Origin of the sequence: Mycolicibacterium sediminis (assembly GCF_010731735.1) — a bacterium.
In the GTDB taxonomy this organism is placed as follows: Bacteria; Actinomycetota; Actinomycetes; order Mycobacteriales; family Mycobacteriaceae; genus Mycobacterium; species Mycobacterium sediminis.
The window spans coordinates 2,388,968-2,403,399 of sequence record NZ_AP022588.1; the positions used below are offsets into that span (position 1 = coordinate 2,388,968).

Below are 14,432 nucleotides of genomic sequence, written 5' to 3' on the forward strand. Positions count from 1 at the left end.
TGGCGTCGATCGTCGTACGCTTCTCCCATGTCGACTCCGACGCGGTGGGCGGGCGTCCCGCTGGTGGACCGTCGCGCCGAGCGCAGAGCGCTACTCGTCGAGGCGGCGTTCGCGCTCTTCGGCGACGGTGGAGAGGCCGCGGTGTCGGTGCGCTCCGTGTGCCGGGAGTGCGGTCTGAACACGCGCTACTTCTACGAGAGCTTCGCCGACGTCCACGAACTGCTCGGCGCCGCCTACGACGTGACCGTCAGGGGCCTCGGCGAGGCCGTCGACGCCGCGGTCGCCGCGTCGGACGGCAGCCCACGCGGCACGTCCCGGGCGGGCATGGTGGCGGTGCTGACGTTCAGCTCCACCGATCGGCGCCGCGGCCGACTGCTGTTCACCGACGCCCCCGCCAACCCCGTGCTGGCCGAGCGCCGGGCGGCCACCCAGGCCGTCCTGTTCCAACTCGTCGTCGACGAGGACGCCCGCCTGCACCCCGACGTCGACCCCGTTTCGGCGCGCGTCGGTGCGGCGCTGTTCACCGGCGCGATGAGCCAACTGGTCGAACAGTGGCTCGCGGGCCGGCTCGGCGACGACGTCGACGCGGTGGTCGACCACGCGCTGGCGCGCATCCTCGGCTAGGTGCCGACGAAGTTCTCCGCGAGCGCCTCGACCACCGGCCGCCACACCGGTTCGGGCAGATCGTGGCCCATGCCGTCCACCACGACGAAGCGTGCGCCGTCGATGATCCGGGCGAGGTTGCGGCCGTTGCGGATTCGCACCATGGGATCCTTCGAGCCGTGCACGACCACCGTCGGAGCGGTGATCCGCCTGGCGTAGCGGACCAGGCTGCCGGTGCCGAGGATCGCGTCGAACTGCCGGAGGCTGCCCTGCGGGTAGTCGCTGCGCGCGGTGAGGCTTTCGACGCGCTCGCGCAGCTGGTCGTCGGTGGGCAGGAAGTTGGGGCCGTTGATGATTGCGATGTTGCGCACCTCGGTGGCGACCCTGGCCTCGCGCGGCGCGTCGCGGCCCGGCGCGTCGAAGGCCAATCTGATGACGCGCCAACGCGGTAGCGACGAGAACGCCGTGCTGGGGCTGGTCATCACCAGCCCCAGCGAGCGGACCCGCTCGGGATGGCTGCCCGCCAGGATCTGCGCGATCATGCCGCCCATCGACGCGCCGATCACGTGCGCGGCGTCGATGCCCAGGTGGTCGAGCAGACCGCGGACGTCCTCGGCCATGTCGACGAGCGTGTACGGCACGGGGCTGCCACGCCCCACCGCGTACCGGGCGACGCGTGCGTAGACCGAGCCGTCGGCGCGTCGTCCCGTCAGCTTGGTCGACAGTCCGATATCGCGGTGGTCGAACCGGATGACGCGGAAGCCTCTGCGCACCAACAGGTCACAGAAGCCGTCCGGCCACATCGGGAGTTGCGCACCGACACCCATGACGAGCACCACCGCGGGCCGGCTGGGGTCGCCGAGGTCCTCGTAGTAGAGGTCGACGGGGTCGGCCGGGTCCCCGCAGCGGGCAGTGCCGGTCCGGACGAGCATCAGACCTTTCTACCCGCTGACGGGTTGCTTGCCCCACGGCGTCAGCCACGGCGTGGGTTCCCAGTCCTCGATGCCCGCCAGCAGTTCGTAGAGGGTGGCGCCGTCGATGGTCTCGCGGACGATGTCGCCCTGGCCGGCGTGGCGGGCCAACTCCTCGATCACGTGGAAGAGCACCCAGCGCACCGACCAGGCGCCGACGTTCTTCGGAAACCACGGCACCCCGGGCGGAACCGGCACGGGCGCCGCGAGATCCGTCGTCTCGATCAGCCTGATGGTCTCGGCGTTCTGAGCGTCGAACGCCGCCAGCACGTCGGCGAGGGTCTCGTCGTCGCGCATCACGAACTCGTCGCCGTAGTCCGAACTCTGCTCGTTCATCGGCCGCTGGTCGCCCGCGGTGAGTTCGGGTGCGGCGGCGACGCGCTCCATCCAGCCGTGCTGACAGTTGGTGACGTGCTTGATCAGTCCGCCGATCGACAGCGCGCTGACCGACGGTGCGCTGCGCGCCTGCTCGTCGGTGAGGCCGAACGCCAGCGCGTGGAACGCGTACTGCTGCGCGGCGACGTACTCCTTGAGGCCCTCGCGTTCGTCGGTGATGGGTGGGGGCATGGCAGGCATCTCAGTGTCCCTTCGTGGTGTGGGCGTACAGGTCGCGGAGCAGAGAGATCTCGGCTCCATGGTGGATCACCTCGCGGTTGATGTGCAGGACGAGCGTCGACATGGACTCCCGAGCCCACGGGCCCTCGGCCGGTCCGACAGGCCTGGCGAGATCGGCGTCGTCGAGGCCGCACACGCCGGCTAACCAGCCCGCGTACGCGTCGTCGAGTTGCCGCAGGGCCGTGTCGGCGTCGACGGCGTAGTCCCACGTCTCGTAATCGGCGGGCGGACCGCCGAAGTGGGAGTGCACGCGCACCGCCAGCACTCCGACGATGACGTGGGCCAGGCGCCACGCGATGGTGGTGAACGGCGGCGGCGTCGGCTCGGGGTACGCGAAGTCGATCGCGCCGCTCCGGTGAACGGTCCAGCAGTCCGGCACCGGCTCGAAGAAGTACTCGTCGTCGGTGAGACCGTCGAGGCGCGGCCGCAGTGCGCCCCGCCAGTGGAAGTCGAGCTGTTCGGCCAGGTGCGCCGAGAGGTCGTTGGTCATGGGACGACCCTCGCATTCGCTTAGGACTGATTCGGTCCTAAGAGTGCGCAAGACTGTGGACGTGTCCGAAACGACGAGTCGCGTCCTCCACCTGCTCGGCCTGCTGCAGTCCCGCCGCGTGTGGTCGGGGCAGGAACTCGCCGAGCGGCTCGGCGTCACGGGCCGCAGCGTGCGCCGCGACGTCGACCGCCTGCGCGACCTCGGCTACCCCGTGCACGCCAGCAAGGGGCACGGCGGCGGCTACCAACTGGGCGCGGGGGCTGCGCTGCCGCCGCTGCTGCTCGACCCGGAGGAAGCCGTCGCGATGGCCGTCTGCCTGCGGGTCGCCGCCGGTGGCAGCGTCGCCGGCGTGGGGGAGTCGGCGCTGCGCGCGCTGTCCAAGCTCGACCAGGTGATGCCGGCACGGCTGCGCTCCCAGGTGTCGGCGGTGCACGACGCGACCGTGACACTGACGTCCGGCGGGCAGGACACCCCCGTCGAACCCGACGTGCTGATGACCCTCGCGCGGGCCAGCCGTGACCACGAACACGTGACGGCGGTGTACGTGGACGTCCGGGGCAACCGGACCGAGAGGCGCCTCGAGCCGTACCAGCTGGTCACGACCGGCCGGCGCTGGTACCTGATGGCGTTCGACCGCGACAAGCAGGACTGGCGGAGCCTGCGACTGGACCGGATGACCGACGTTCGGGCGGTCGGCACCACGTTCCTGCCGCGCGAGGCGCCCGATGCGGCCACCTACGTGCGGCGGTCGATCAGCTCGTCGGCCTACCCCTACGTCGCACGGATCCGGTATCAGGCGCCGATGGACGTGATCGCCGGTGTCTTCTCGGCGGCATCGGTGGAGATCGAGGCCGACGGGGAGGATGCCTGCATCGTCACCACCGGTGCCAGCGATCCGATGCGGATGGTGCCGTGGCTTGCCATGCCCGGTGTGGACTTCGAGGTCTTGGAACCGGACGAGGTGGCCGCCGCGGTCGCGACGGTGGCCGAACGGTTGGCCCGCGCCGTGCGCTAGGTGCGGTGGCGACGGGTGTGCGCGGCGGTACGGAGCCGGAGGCGCAGCAACAGCAATCCGCGGTGCGCTTCGAAGCCGAGCGACAGCGGATCGCGACGCCGGGGCGTCCGTCGGGGTGTCGTGTCGTGGTCGTTCACAGTTCCTCCACTGTGACAGATTTCCGACCACCCGGCACGCGGGCGCGGGGGCACGTCATCGGTCCGTGACGTGAATTACGGGCCAACGGGGGCGGGCTCACGGGGGGACCTGGAGGTGTCACTATCCTCGCGGATGTTGGCATTGTCGCCACTGGCACGGGGCAGGTGTGCACCCGACACTGGGAGGGACCGCCCGGCGAGGGCACCGAACGCACCGATGGGATCCGACTTGACCGATCTGATGAAGGCCGTCGTACTCGCCCGCTTCGGAGGCGTGGATGCCTTCGAGCTACGTGACGTCCCCGTGCCGGACGTCGGCCCCCGCCAGGTCCGGGTGCGCGTCCACGCGACCGCCGTCAACCCGCTCGACTTTCAGATCCGTCGCGGCGACTATCCGGATCAGGTGCCGCTGCCGGCGATCATCGGGCACGACGTCTCCGGCGTCGTCGAGGACGTCGGCACGCACGTGACCGAGTTCCGCGCCGGCGACGCGGTGTACTACACGCCCCGGATCTTCGGCGGTCCCGGCTCGTACGCCGAGCAGCACGTCGTCGACGTCGACCTCATCGGCCGCAAGCCGGAGAACGTCAGTCACCTGGAGGCGGCGAGCCTGACGCTCGTCGGCGGAACGGTGTGGGAGTCCCTGGTGACCCGGGCCCGGCTGGCCGTGGGGGAGACGATCCTCATTCATGGCGGCGCGGGTGGCGTCGGCACGATCGCGATCCAGATCGCACGGGCGATCGGCGCACAGGTGATCACCACCGCGAGGTCCGGCGACCACGAGTTCGTGCGCTCCCTCGGCGCAGACGAGGCGATCGACCACACGTCGACCGACTACGTCGACGCCGTGGCCGAGACGACGCGGGGCAGGGGGGTCGACGTCGTCTTCGACACGATCGGTGGGGAGGCGCTCACGCGAAGCCCGTTGACGCTGGCCGACTCCGGACGCGTCGTCAGCATCGTCGACATCGCGCAGCCGCAGAACCTCATCGAGGCGTGGGGTAGGAACGCCGCCTACCACTTCGTCTTCACGCGGCAGAACCAAGGGAAGCTGGACGCGCTCACCACGCTGGTGGAACGCGGTCTGGTGAAGCCGGTCATCGGCGCGACCCTTCCGCTGGCTCGCATGGGCGAAGCGCACGAGCTGCTGGAGAACCGGCGGTCGTACGCCCTTCGCGGCAAGGTCGCGATCGACGTCCTGGGCGACACCGTCTCGCTCCCCGCTCGCATCTCGTAGCCGGTCAGCTCCGCCCGGAGAACGTGGCCCGGTACTCGGAGGGGGACACGTCGAGGAGACGTCGGAAGTGCAGCCGCAGGTTCGAACCGGTGCCCAGGCCGACCTGGTCCGCGATGCGGTCGACCGACAGCTTCGTGCTCTCCAGGAGTTCGCGTGCGGTGTCGACACGCGCGCGGAGGATCCACTGCAGCGGCGTACTGCCGGTCTCGTCGGCGAAGCGGCGCAGGAACGTTCGGGGCGACATCTTGGCGTGCTCGGCGAGTTCGGCGATCGTGAGCTGTCGGTCCAGCCGCGACATGGCCCACTCGCGCGTCGCGGCGAGGGTCTCGCCGTGGGCTGCCGAGCTCGCCTTCGGCAGGTACTGCGCCTGGCCGCCGGTCCGATAGGGGGCGGTGACGAGTCCGCGGGCGATCTCGGTCGCCGCGCTCACGCCGAGGTCACGTCGAACGATGTGCAGACACAGGTCGAGACCGGCCGCAGCCCCCGCCGAGGTGAGGATGGACCCCTCGTCGACGAAGAGCACGTTCGGCTCGACCGTTATCCGCGGATACCGTTCCGCGAGCGCCTCCGCCGCATCCCAGTGCGTCGTCGCCCGCAAGCCATCGAGGAGGCCGGCGTCCGCGAGGGCGAAGGCGCCGTAGCAGATCGACGCGATGCGGGCGCCACGCGCTTCGGCGCCCCGGAGCGCGTCGCCCACCTCCCCCGGAATCGGCCGACCAGCCGGCGCGTACCCCGGGACGACGACGGTGTCCGCGTCGGCCAGCGCCTCCAGGCCGCGCGGGACCGCGTAGCCGAAGCTCCCATGGGACGGCACGGTTCCGGCGGTGACCCCGCAGGCCGACACCTCGTAGCCGAATCCCGTCTCGGGGTGGAACACCTCCGCCGGGATCCCGACGTCCAGCGGCAGTGCCCCGTCGAGTACGAGGACCACCACCCGATGCGGTCGCTGCATCACCCGACTCCGATCCGGCCGACGCGTGTCGACCGCGTCGTCATTCTTGCACCCATGGGCATTACCGCCATCCGGTACTGGCGAGCAGACGTGAACTCCCCCGTTTGCGGCCAATTGAGGGGAGTTCACGTCTGCTCGCGGGATGGGCCGGAGTGCGAGCGGGAGAGGGGCGGCGAACGTACAGTGCGGTCATGGTCGACGAAGTGGCACAGAGCATCTCCGCGGAGTCGACCGAACTGTTCGTGGGGCCGGAGACCGCTCTGCGACAGGTGGTGCGCGTGCGCGTGCCCGGCGGCGTCGACGTCTCCGGGATGGTGCTCGAGGGCGATGGCCTCGAGGTGTCGGGTGACGTCGTCACCGGCGCCGGTGTCCTCGAGGTGCCGGTTCGCGTGACCGATCCGACGCCGGGCCGCACGCGTCCCGCGCGGGTGACTGTCGACGGGCGCGTGGCCGAATTCCCGTTCTTCGACGCCGAACCCGGCTGGACGATGCACATGATCAGCCACTTCCACTACGACCCCGTGTGGTGGAACACCCAGGCCGCCTACACCAGCGTCTGGACCGAGGACCCGCCCGGTCGCTGCCGGCAGACCAACGGCTTCGACCTGGTGGCCGCGCACCTCGAGATGGCCCGCCGCGAACCCGAGTACAAGTTCGTCCTCGCCGAGGTCGACTACCTCAAGCCGTACTGGGATGCGGTCCCGGCCGACCGCGCCGACCTGCGTCGGCTGATCGCCGAGGGGCGCGTCGAGGTGATGGGCGGCACCTACAACGAGCCGAACACCAACCTCACCAGCCCCGAGACGGCCATTCGTAACTTCGTCCACGGCATCGGTTTTCAGCGCGACGTGATGGGCGCGGCTCCGGAGACCGCGTGGCAGCTCGACGTCTTCGGACACGACCCGCAGTTCCCCGGCATGGCGGCCGATGCCGGCCTGACGTCGAGTTCGTGGGCACGCGGACCGCACCACCAGTGGGGCCCGATGGCGGGCGACGGCGACCCCGAGCGGATGCAGTTCGCCAGCGAGTTCGAGTGGACCGCGCCGTCGGGACGCGGCCTGCTCACCCACTACATGCCCGCGCACTACGCGGCGGGCTGGTGGATGGACTCCGCGGCGTCGCTGGCCGAGGCGGAGGCCGCCACCTACGACCTGTTCACCGGGTTGAAGAAGGTCGCGCTGACGCGCAACGTGCTGCTGCCCGTCGGCACCGACTACACCCCGCCGAACAAGTGGGTCACCGAGATCCACCGGGACTGGAACGGCCGCTACACCTGGCCGCGCTTCACGTGCGCGCTGCCGAGCGAGTTCTTCGCCGCCGTCCGGACCGAACTCGACGGGCGCGGTGCCGCGCCCGCCCCGCAGACCCGGGACATGAACCCGATCTATACCGGCAAGGACGTCTCCTACGTCGACACCAAGCAGGCCAACCGCGCCGCCGAGAACGCGGTGCTCGAGGCGGAGCGCTTCGCGGTGTTCGCGGGTCTGCTTGCGGGCGCGCACTACCCGCACGCCGCACTCGCCAAGGCGTGGGTGCAGTTGGCGTACGGCGCGCACCACGACGCCATCACCGGATCCGAGTCCGACCAGGTGTACCTCGACCTGCTGACCAGCTGGCGGGACGCGTGGGAACTCGGTCGCGCCGGCCGCGACGGCGCGCTGGGCCTGCTGTCCAGCGCTGTCGACGGCGACGTCGTGGTGTGGAACCCGCTGGCGCACAACCGCACCGACGTCGTGACGGTCCACCTCGACGACGCCTTCGCCGGCGTGGTGACGGACGGCGACGGTACCGACCTGCCGACCCTGATCGAGCACGGTGGCCACACCGTGAGCTGGCTCGCCCGCGACGTCCCGTCACTGGGCTGGCGCGCCTTCCGGCTGCGAACCGGCGCGGCAGCACAGTGGGAGCCGCTGCCGGGCACAGACATCGGCAACGAGCACTACCGGCTGCGAGCCGACCCCGAGCGTGGCGGCGGTGTCACGTCCCTGGTGGCGACCGGCCGCGAACTCATCGCCGAGGGTCGGGTGGGCAACGAACTCGCGGTGTACGAGGAGTACCCCGCCCACCCCGACGCCGGTGAAGGACCCTGGCACCTGCTGCCCAAGGGACCGGTGGTGTGCTCGTCGGACCACCCCGCCGAGGTCACCGCCGCGCGGTGCGCGCTGGGCGAGCGTCTGACCGTCCGCGGTCGCATCGGCGAACTGCTCAGGTACACACAGACGTTGACGCTGTGGCGCGGCGTCGACCGGGTCGACTGCCGGACGACGATCGACGAGTTCACCGGCGAGGACCGGCTGCTGCGGCTGCGCTGGCCCTGCCCGATCCCGGGCGCCATGCCCGTCAGCGAGGTCGGTGACGCCGTGATCGGCCGCGGCTTCGGGCTGCTGCACGAGGGGGACCACCGCCGCGCCGTCGACACCGCCGCGCACCCGCACACCCTGGACAACCCCGCCTACGGCTGGTTCGGCTCGTCGTCGGCGGTGCGGGTATGCGTCCAGGATGCGGTCAGGGCCATCTCGGTGGCCGAGGTGGTGACGCCGCCGGGGGAGGACGCGTCGCCCGCCGTGCGGGATCTCGCCGTCGCGCTGGTCCGCGCCGGCGTCACGGCGACCTGCTCCAGCGCCGACAGACCCCGCTACGGCCACCTCGCCGTCGACTCCAACCTGCCCGACGCCCGCATCGCCGTCGGCGGACCCGACGCCAACGCGTTCACCGCGGCCGTCCTCGCGGCGGCGGATCCGGCCTACGCGTCGGAGCTCCGACGCCAGCTCGACGCGAACGGCGCTGCCCGCGTGTGGGTTCCGTCCGGCAGACCACTCGCCGACCGGTGGGTGCCCGACGCCGACCTGCGCGACGTCGCGGCGCTGCCGGTCCTGATCCTCGCAGCCGCTGCGGGCACCGGCGCCGCGGTGGCACCCGTCGTCGAGGACCTCGTCGATGCCGAGATCGTCGTCGAGCAGTCCGCGCCGCACGGCATCGACGAGTTCGATGCGCGCACGATCGCCGTCCTCAACCGCGGCGTCCCGAGTTTCGCCGTCGACGCCGACGGAACGCTGCACACCTCGCTGATGCGGTCCTGCACCGGCTGGCCGTCCGGCACCTGGATCGACCCGCCGCGCCGTACCGCGCCCGACGGCTCGAACTTTCAGCTGCAGCACTGGACGCACGCCTTCGACTACGCGGTGATCGCCGCGGACGGCGACTGGCGGGACGCCGACCTGCCCGCCCGCAGTGCGGAGTACTCGCATCCGCTCCTGGCCGTCGCGGGCAGTCACGGCGGCAGCGGGTTGCCGCCGTGGGGCTCCCTGCTGGGTGTCGAACCCGCGCGACGCGTTGCCCTGGGGGCATGCAAGGTGGCGGGGAACCCGATCGCGCACGGCAGCGCCGCGCACGTGGAGGCCGCCGACGGCATCGCCATCCGGCTGGTCGAAACCCACGGCCGGGCTGCGGTGGTGACGGTGCACTCCGGCTTGCGGTCGGTACCGCTCGACGATCGACTGGACCTGCTCGAGCAGCCCACCGACCGCGCCGACGGCGACCGGCTGCACGGCTATGAGATCGCCACCGTGCGCGCGACGCTGAACCTGCCTCCGGTCACGGGCGCGTCGACCGAGGCGCTCGGACCGGAAGCCGAAGTCGCACAACCCCTGTACGCCCGCTACTGGCTGCACAACCGGGGTCCCGCTCCGATGGGCGGACTGCCCGCGGTCGCCTACCTGCACCCGCACCGCGTCGCAGTGTCGCCCGGTGCGCCGGTCGACCTGCGGCTCACGGCCGCCAGCGACTGCACCGACGCGACGCTGCACGGCCGGGTCCGTGTCGTCTGCCCGCCCGGCTGGTCGGCGTCCCCCGACGAGCTGCCGTTCCTCCTGCCCGCGGGCGACCACCTGGAGGCCGCGGTGACGATCGGCGTGCCCGCCGACGCCGCGCCCGGCCACTACCCGGTACGCGCCGAACTGTGCGTCACGGGCAACGAGGACATCCCCGCGTCCTGGAGGCAGATGGTCGAGGACGTCTGCGTCGTCACCGTCGGCGAGACGACCGATGAGATGCTGCGCCTGACCGGCGAACCCGAGCCCGTCGAGGTCGCCGCGGGCCACTCCGCGGCGCTGCGCGTCACCGTCGCGACCGATGCCGCCGCCGACCTGTCCCTCGAGGCGCACCTGATCAGTCCCTGGGGCACGTGGGGCTGGATCGGGCCGGCCGCCGTCGGCGCGGAACTCCCCGCCCGCGGTAGCGCCGACCTCGTGTTCGACGTGTCGCCGCCCGCCTGGGTGGAACCCGGCGAGTGGTGGGCGCTGGTCCGCGTCGCGTGCGCCGGACACCTGATCTACACGCCCGCGGTCAGGGTGACGGTGCGATGAGCGACGTCGTAGCCACCGTCGCCGGCACGTCCGTCTCGACCGCCGAGGTCGACCGTCGCGAGACCGAGTTGCGGGCCTCGGTGCTCGCGTCGGCGCTGCCCCGGCCGGGCACCAGCGAGGGGCGCCAGCTGCGACGCTGGCTCACCCAACTGCTTGTCACCGAGCGCGTCGTCGCGCGGGAGGCGGCCGAGCGCGGCGTCGACGACGTCGGCGCACCGACCGAGGACGACCTGCTGCCCGACACCCCCGCACGCCTCGAGATCGGCAGCGTCGCGGCGTACGTGTTACGAGAGCCGTTGGCCCGCAACCTGTTCGAGCACGTCACCGCCCACGTCGAGGTGTCCGAGGACGCCGTCGCCGCCTACCACGTTCGCAATCCGCACAGATTCGTCGAGCCCGTGACCGTCGCCGGCGGCTGGCACCGGCCCGCCCCACCGCCGAGTCTCGACGCCGTGCGCACCGTCATCGCGGCGCACCTGCTGGCGTCCGCCCGGCGCCGTGCCTTCCGGCTGTGGCTCGACGCCCGGCGAGCCGACCTCGTCGACCTCGCACCCGGCTACGAGCATCCCGGCGATCCCCGCCAGCCCGACAACACCCATCGGCACTGATGAGCACCCTCGCCGTCGACGTCGGCGGCACCAAGATCGCCGTCGGCCTCGTCGACTCCGACGGCACGCTGGTGCACCGGGCGCAACGGCCGACACCCGACACCGACGCCGAGGCGGTGTGGGCCGTCACCGAGGCACTGATCCGCGAGGCGCTGCGCGAGGCGGACGGCACGGTCGATGGCGTCGGCATCTCGTCGGCCGGGCCGATCGACCTGCCGGGCGGCACGGTCAGCCCCATCAACATCACCGCGTGGCAGCGGTTTCCGATCGTCGAGCGGGTGCGCGCCGTCACCGGAGTCCTCGTCAGGCTGGGCGGCGACGGACTCTGCATGGCGCTCGGCGAGCGGTGGCGCGGTGCGGCCATCGGCGCGGAGTTCCTGCTCGGGATGGTGGTCTCCACCGGCATCGGCGGGGGACTGGTGCTCGACGGAGCGCCCTACGACGGCCGGACCGGAAACGCGGGCCACGTCGGACACGTCGTCGTCGACCCCGACGGCGGACCGTGCACGTGCGGTGGCCGCGGGTGCGCCGAGACCGTCGCATCCGGCCCGCACCTCGCCCGGTGGGCCCGGGCCAACGGGTGGGACGCCCCGCCCGAGGCCGATGCCAAGGAACTCGCCGACGCCGCCAACGCCGGTGACGCCGTCGCGCTGCGCGCGTTCCGGCGCGGCGGGACCGCCGTGGCGGCCATGATCGCGTCGGTCGCCGCGGTCTGCGACCTCGACCTCGTCGTGATCGGCGGCGGGGTCGCGAAGTCGGGTCCACTGCTGTTCGACCCGCTGCACGAGGCGCTGCGCACCTACGCCGGGCTGTCCTTCATCCGGGACCTACGGGTGGTGACCGCCGAACTCGGCGGCGATGCCGGCCTCGTCGGGGCCGCTGCCCTGGCGCGTTTTGGCTGATCGGTCGCCGATCCGCTACTCTGGCCAGGTTCCACCGAAGACCGTAGGTCACCGAGAAATCGGTTGAAGGGTCCGGACTCGTCCGGGCGGCCCACGCAGGAGGACGAGGTAGACGTATTCATGCGCGCCCCGACCTGTCTGTGTCGGGGCGCTCTTTCGTTTCCAGGCTCCTCCGCCCCTCGAGGCCGCCGGTTGGTGGACGTCCACCAATCACGAGGAGGCAAGCATGGCCAACGCTGACAAGGCCACCGCGGTCGCCGACATCGCCGAGAAGTTCAAGGAGGCGACGGCCACCGTCGTCACCGAGTACCGCGGCCTGACGGTGTCCAATCTTGCCGAGCTGCGTAGGTCGCTGGGTAACTCCACGACCTACACCGTCGCCAAGAACACCTTGGTGAAGCGTGCGGCAACCGAGGCCGGAGTCGATGGCCTCGACGAGCTGTTCACCGGACCGACCGCGATCGCGTTCATCTCCGGCGAGCCGGTCGACGCCGCCAAGGCGATCAAGAAGTTCGCCAAGGATCACAAGGCCCTGGTCATCAAGGGCGGCTACATGGACGGTCGCGCGCTGACCGTCTCCGAGGTCGAGCGCATCGCCGATCTCGAGTCGCGCGAGGTGCTGCTGTCCAAGCTGGCCGGCGCCATGAAGGCCAAGCAGTCGCAGGCCGCGGCGCTGTTCGTCGCGCCCGCGTCCCAGATCGCCCGTCTGGCCGCAGCTCTGCAAGAGAAGAAGGCCGGGTCGGAATCCTCCGCCCCCGCCGAGTAGTTCCCCACACCATCACAAGCACCACACAAGTAAGGAAGGACCATTCACATGGCCAAGCTCAGCACCGATGATCTGCTCGACGCCTTCAAGGAAATGACCCTGCTCGAGCTCTCCGAGTTCGTGAAGCAGTTCGAGGAGACCTTCGACGTCACCGCGGCCGCCCCCGTGGCCGTCGCCGCCGCCGGCCCCGCCGGTGCGCCCGCCGAGGCCGCCGAGGAGCAGTCGGAGTTCGACGTCATCCTCGAGGGTGCCGGCGAGAAGAAGATCGGCGTCATCAAGGTCGTCCGCGAGATCGTGTCCGGCCTGGGCCTCAAGGAGGCCAAGGACCTCGTCGACAGCGCCCCCAAGGCACTGCTCGAGAAGGTCAACAAGGACGCCGCCGAGGACGCCAAGGCCAAGCTCGAGGCCGCCGGCGCATCGGTCACCGTCAAGTAGTTCCGCTTTGGTCGGCGCGAGCCGACCGAGCAGCACGTCGGCGAGAGCCGCAGCACTGTGGGGTCGATCTGGCAAACGGATCGGCCCCACAGTCGCGTTCGGGGGGCCGGATGGGGATGGCGGCGGAAAAGTGCCCGCGACTTTGCCCGTAGGCTCCCGCGACTTTGCCCGTAGGCTACAGTGACTCAAGCCACAGGCAGGTGCCGTGTGGTGTAGGTATTTGGCGGAAGGGTCGCACGCGTGGGCATCGGTATTCAGGTTGAGGGTCTCACCAAGTCCTTCGGGTCCCAGCGAATCTGGGAGGACGTCACCTTCGACATCCCCGCGGGCGAAGTGAGCGTTCTCCTGGGTCCGTCCGGTACCGGCAAGTCGGTGTTCCTGAAGTCCCTGATCGGCCTGCTGCGCCCCGAGCGCGGCAAGATCATCGTCGACGGCACCAACATCATCGAGTGCTCCGCCAAGGAGCTCTACGAGATCCGCACGCTGTTCGGCGTCATGTTCCAGGACGGCGCGCTCTTCGGCTCCATGAGCCTCTACGACAACACCGCGTTCCCGCTTCGTGAGCACACGAAGAAGAAGGAATCCGAGATCCGTCAGATCGTGATGGAGAAGCTCGACCTGGTCGGTCTGACCGGTGACGAGACGAAGTTCCCGGGCGAGATCTCCGGCGGTATGCGCAAGCGCGCCGGGCTGGCCCGCTCGCTGGTGCTGGACCCGCAGATCATCCTCTGCGACGAGCCGGACTCCGGTCTGGACCCCGTGCGTACGGCGTACCTGTCGCAGCTGTTGATCGACATCAATGCCCAGATCGACTGCACCATCCTGATCGTCACGCACAACATCAACATCGCCCGCACCGTGCCCGACAACATGGGCATGCTGTTCCGCAAGCACCTGGTGATGTTCGGTCCCCGCGAGGTGCTCCTGACCTCCGACGAGCCCGTCGTGCGCCAATTCCTCAACGGTCGCCGTCTCGGCCCCATCGGCATGTCCGAGGAGAAGGACGAGTCCACGATGGCCGAGGAGCAGGCGCTCGCCGACGCCGGTCACCACGACGGTGGCGTCGAGGAGATCGAGGGCGTGCCGCCGCAGATCCAGGCCACCCCCGGCATGCCGGAGCGTCAGGCCGTCGGCCGCCGTCAGTCTCGCGTGCGCGACATCCTGCACACCCTGCCGCCCGCGGCGCAGGAAGCCATCCGCGCCGACCTCGACGGGACCAACCAGCATCCGTCGAACGGGTCCAACGGGTCGAATGGGTCGAACGACACCACCACCCGTCACCGCCAGGAGGACGAGGCTCCCACCGCGGCGATCCCGGTCCAGCGCGAGGCCTGACC

At 70.8% G+C, this 14,432-nt stretch carries 14 protein-coding genes; 9 read left to right on the forward strand and 5 right to left on the reverse strand.

The window, feature by feature from the left end; all coding sequences use genetic code 11:
• Positions 1-27: 27 nt before the first annotated feature.
• Complete coding sequence (locus G6N64_RS11450) at positions 28-624, forward strand: TetR/AcrR family transcriptional regulator (RefSeq protein ID WP_163797019.1); 597 nt, start codon at positions 28-30, stop codon at positions 622-624.
• Here G6N64_RS11450 and G6N64_RS11455 read toward each other — a convergent pair.
• From G6N64_RS11455 to G6N64_RS11465, 3 genes are read right to left on the reverse strand one after another with little or no spacing between them, the layout of a single operon-like run.
• Positions 621-1,535 carry an alpha/beta fold hydrolase gene (locus G6N64_RS11455; RefSeq protein WP_163797020.1) on the reverse strand — a complete coding sequence of 305 codons (915 nt, stop codon included), beginning with the start codon at positions 1,533-1,535 and terminating at the stop codon, positions 621-623. The genes G6N64_RS11450 and G6N64_RS11455 overlap by 4 nt on opposite strands.
• Positions 1,536-1,544: 9 nt before the next feature.
• Positions 1,545-2,150, reverse strand: coding sequence for a DinB family protein (locus G6N64_RS11460; protein WP_163797021.1), 606 nt, complete (start codon positions 2,148-2,150; stop codon positions 1,545-1,547).
• A gap of 1 nt (position 2,151) precedes the next feature.
• On the reverse strand, positions 2,152-2,679 hold the full coding sequence (locus tag G6N64_RS11465) for a DinB family protein (protein ID WP_163797022.1): 528 nt from the start codon (positions 2,677-2,679) through the stop codon (positions 2,152-2,154).
• 61 nt (positions 2,680-2,740) lie between these two features.
• On the opposite strand from G6N64_RS11465, the gene G6N64_RS11470 reads away from it, so the two are divergent.
• A complete protein-coding gene (locus G6N64_RS11470) occupies positions 2,741-3,694 on the forward strand; it encodes a helix-turn-helix transcriptional regulator (RefSeq protein ID WP_163797023.1) in 954 nt (317 codons plus the stop codon).
• Here the strand turns inward: G6N64_RS11470 and G6N64_RS11475 are convergent.
• The gene (locus G6N64_RS11475; protein WP_163797024.1) at positions 3,691-3,831 is read right to left on the reverse strand and encodes a hypothetical protein; all 141 of its coding nucleotides are present in this window, start codon (positions 3,829-3,831) and stop codon (positions 3,691-3,693) included. The two genes, G6N64_RS11470 and G6N64_RS11475, sit on opposite strands and share 4 nt — an antisense overlap.
• A 229-nt stretch (positions 3,832-4,060) precedes the next feature.
• Here G6N64_RS11475 and G6N64_RS11480 point away from each other — a divergent pair, with 229 nt between their 5' ends.
• On the forward strand, positions 4,061-5,068 hold the full coding sequence (locus tag G6N64_RS11480) for a zinc-dependent alcohol dehydrogenase family protein (RefSeq protein WP_163797025.1): 1,008 nt from the start codon (positions 4,061-4,063) through the stop codon (positions 5,066-5,068).
• A gap of 4 nt (positions 5,069-5,072) precedes the next feature.
• Here G6N64_RS11480 and G6N64_RS11485 read toward each other — a convergent pair whose 3' ends face one another.
• Positions 5,073-6,020, reverse strand: coding sequence for a GlxA family transcriptional regulator (locus tag G6N64_RS11485; protein WP_163797027.1), 948 nt, complete (start codon positions 6,018-6,020; stop codon positions 5,073-5,075).
• A gap of 191 nt (positions 6,021-6,211) precedes the next feature.
• Between G6N64_RS11485 and G6N64_RS11490 the strand changes: the two genes are divergently transcribed.
• From G6N64_RS11490 to G6N64_RS11515, 6 genes are all read left to right on the forward strand, one after another.
• On the forward strand, positions 6,212-10,384 hold the full coding sequence (locus tag G6N64_RS11490) for a glycoside hydrolase family 38 N-terminal domain-containing protein (protein ID WP_163797028.1): 4,173 nt from the start codon (positions 6,212-6,214) through the stop codon (positions 10,382-10,384).
• Positions 10,381-10,992, forward strand: a complete 612-nt coding sequence (locus G6N64_RS11495) for a DUF7158 domain-containing protein (RefSeq protein WP_163797030.1) — start codon at positions 10,381-10,383, stop codon at positions 10,990-10,992. The genes G6N64_RS11490 and G6N64_RS11495 overlap by 4 nt, the downstream gene beginning before the upstream one ends.
• Positions 10,992-11,894 (forward strand): ROK family protein, encoded by a 903-nt coding sequence (locus G6N64_RS11500; protein WP_163797032.1) that lies wholly within the window; start codon positions 10,992-10,994, stop codon positions 11,892-11,894. The genes G6N64_RS11495 and G6N64_RS11500 overlap by 1 nt, the downstream gene beginning before the upstream one ends.
• Before the next feature lie 226 nt (positions 11,895-12,120).
• Complete coding sequence (rplJ, locus tag G6N64_RS11505; protein WP_163797034.1) at positions 12,121-12,660, forward strand: 50S ribosomal protein L10; 540 nt, start codon at positions 12,121-12,123, stop codon at positions 12,658-12,660.
• 48 nt (positions 12,661-12,708) lie between these two features.
• The gene (gene rplL / locus G6N64_RS11510) at positions 12,709-13,095 is read left to right on the forward strand and encodes a 50S ribosomal protein L7/L12 (RefSeq protein WP_163797035.1); all 387 of its coding nucleotides are present in this window, start codon (positions 12,709-12,711) and stop codon (positions 13,093-13,095) included.
• Between the two features lie 240 nt (positions 13,096-13,335).
• Positions 13,336-14,430, forward strand: a complete 1,095-nt coding sequence (locus G6N64_RS11515; RefSeq protein WP_163797037.1) for an ABC transporter ATP-binding protein — start codon at positions 13,336-13,338, stop codon at positions 14,428-14,430.
• Positions 14,431-14,432: the final 2 nt, after the last annotated feature.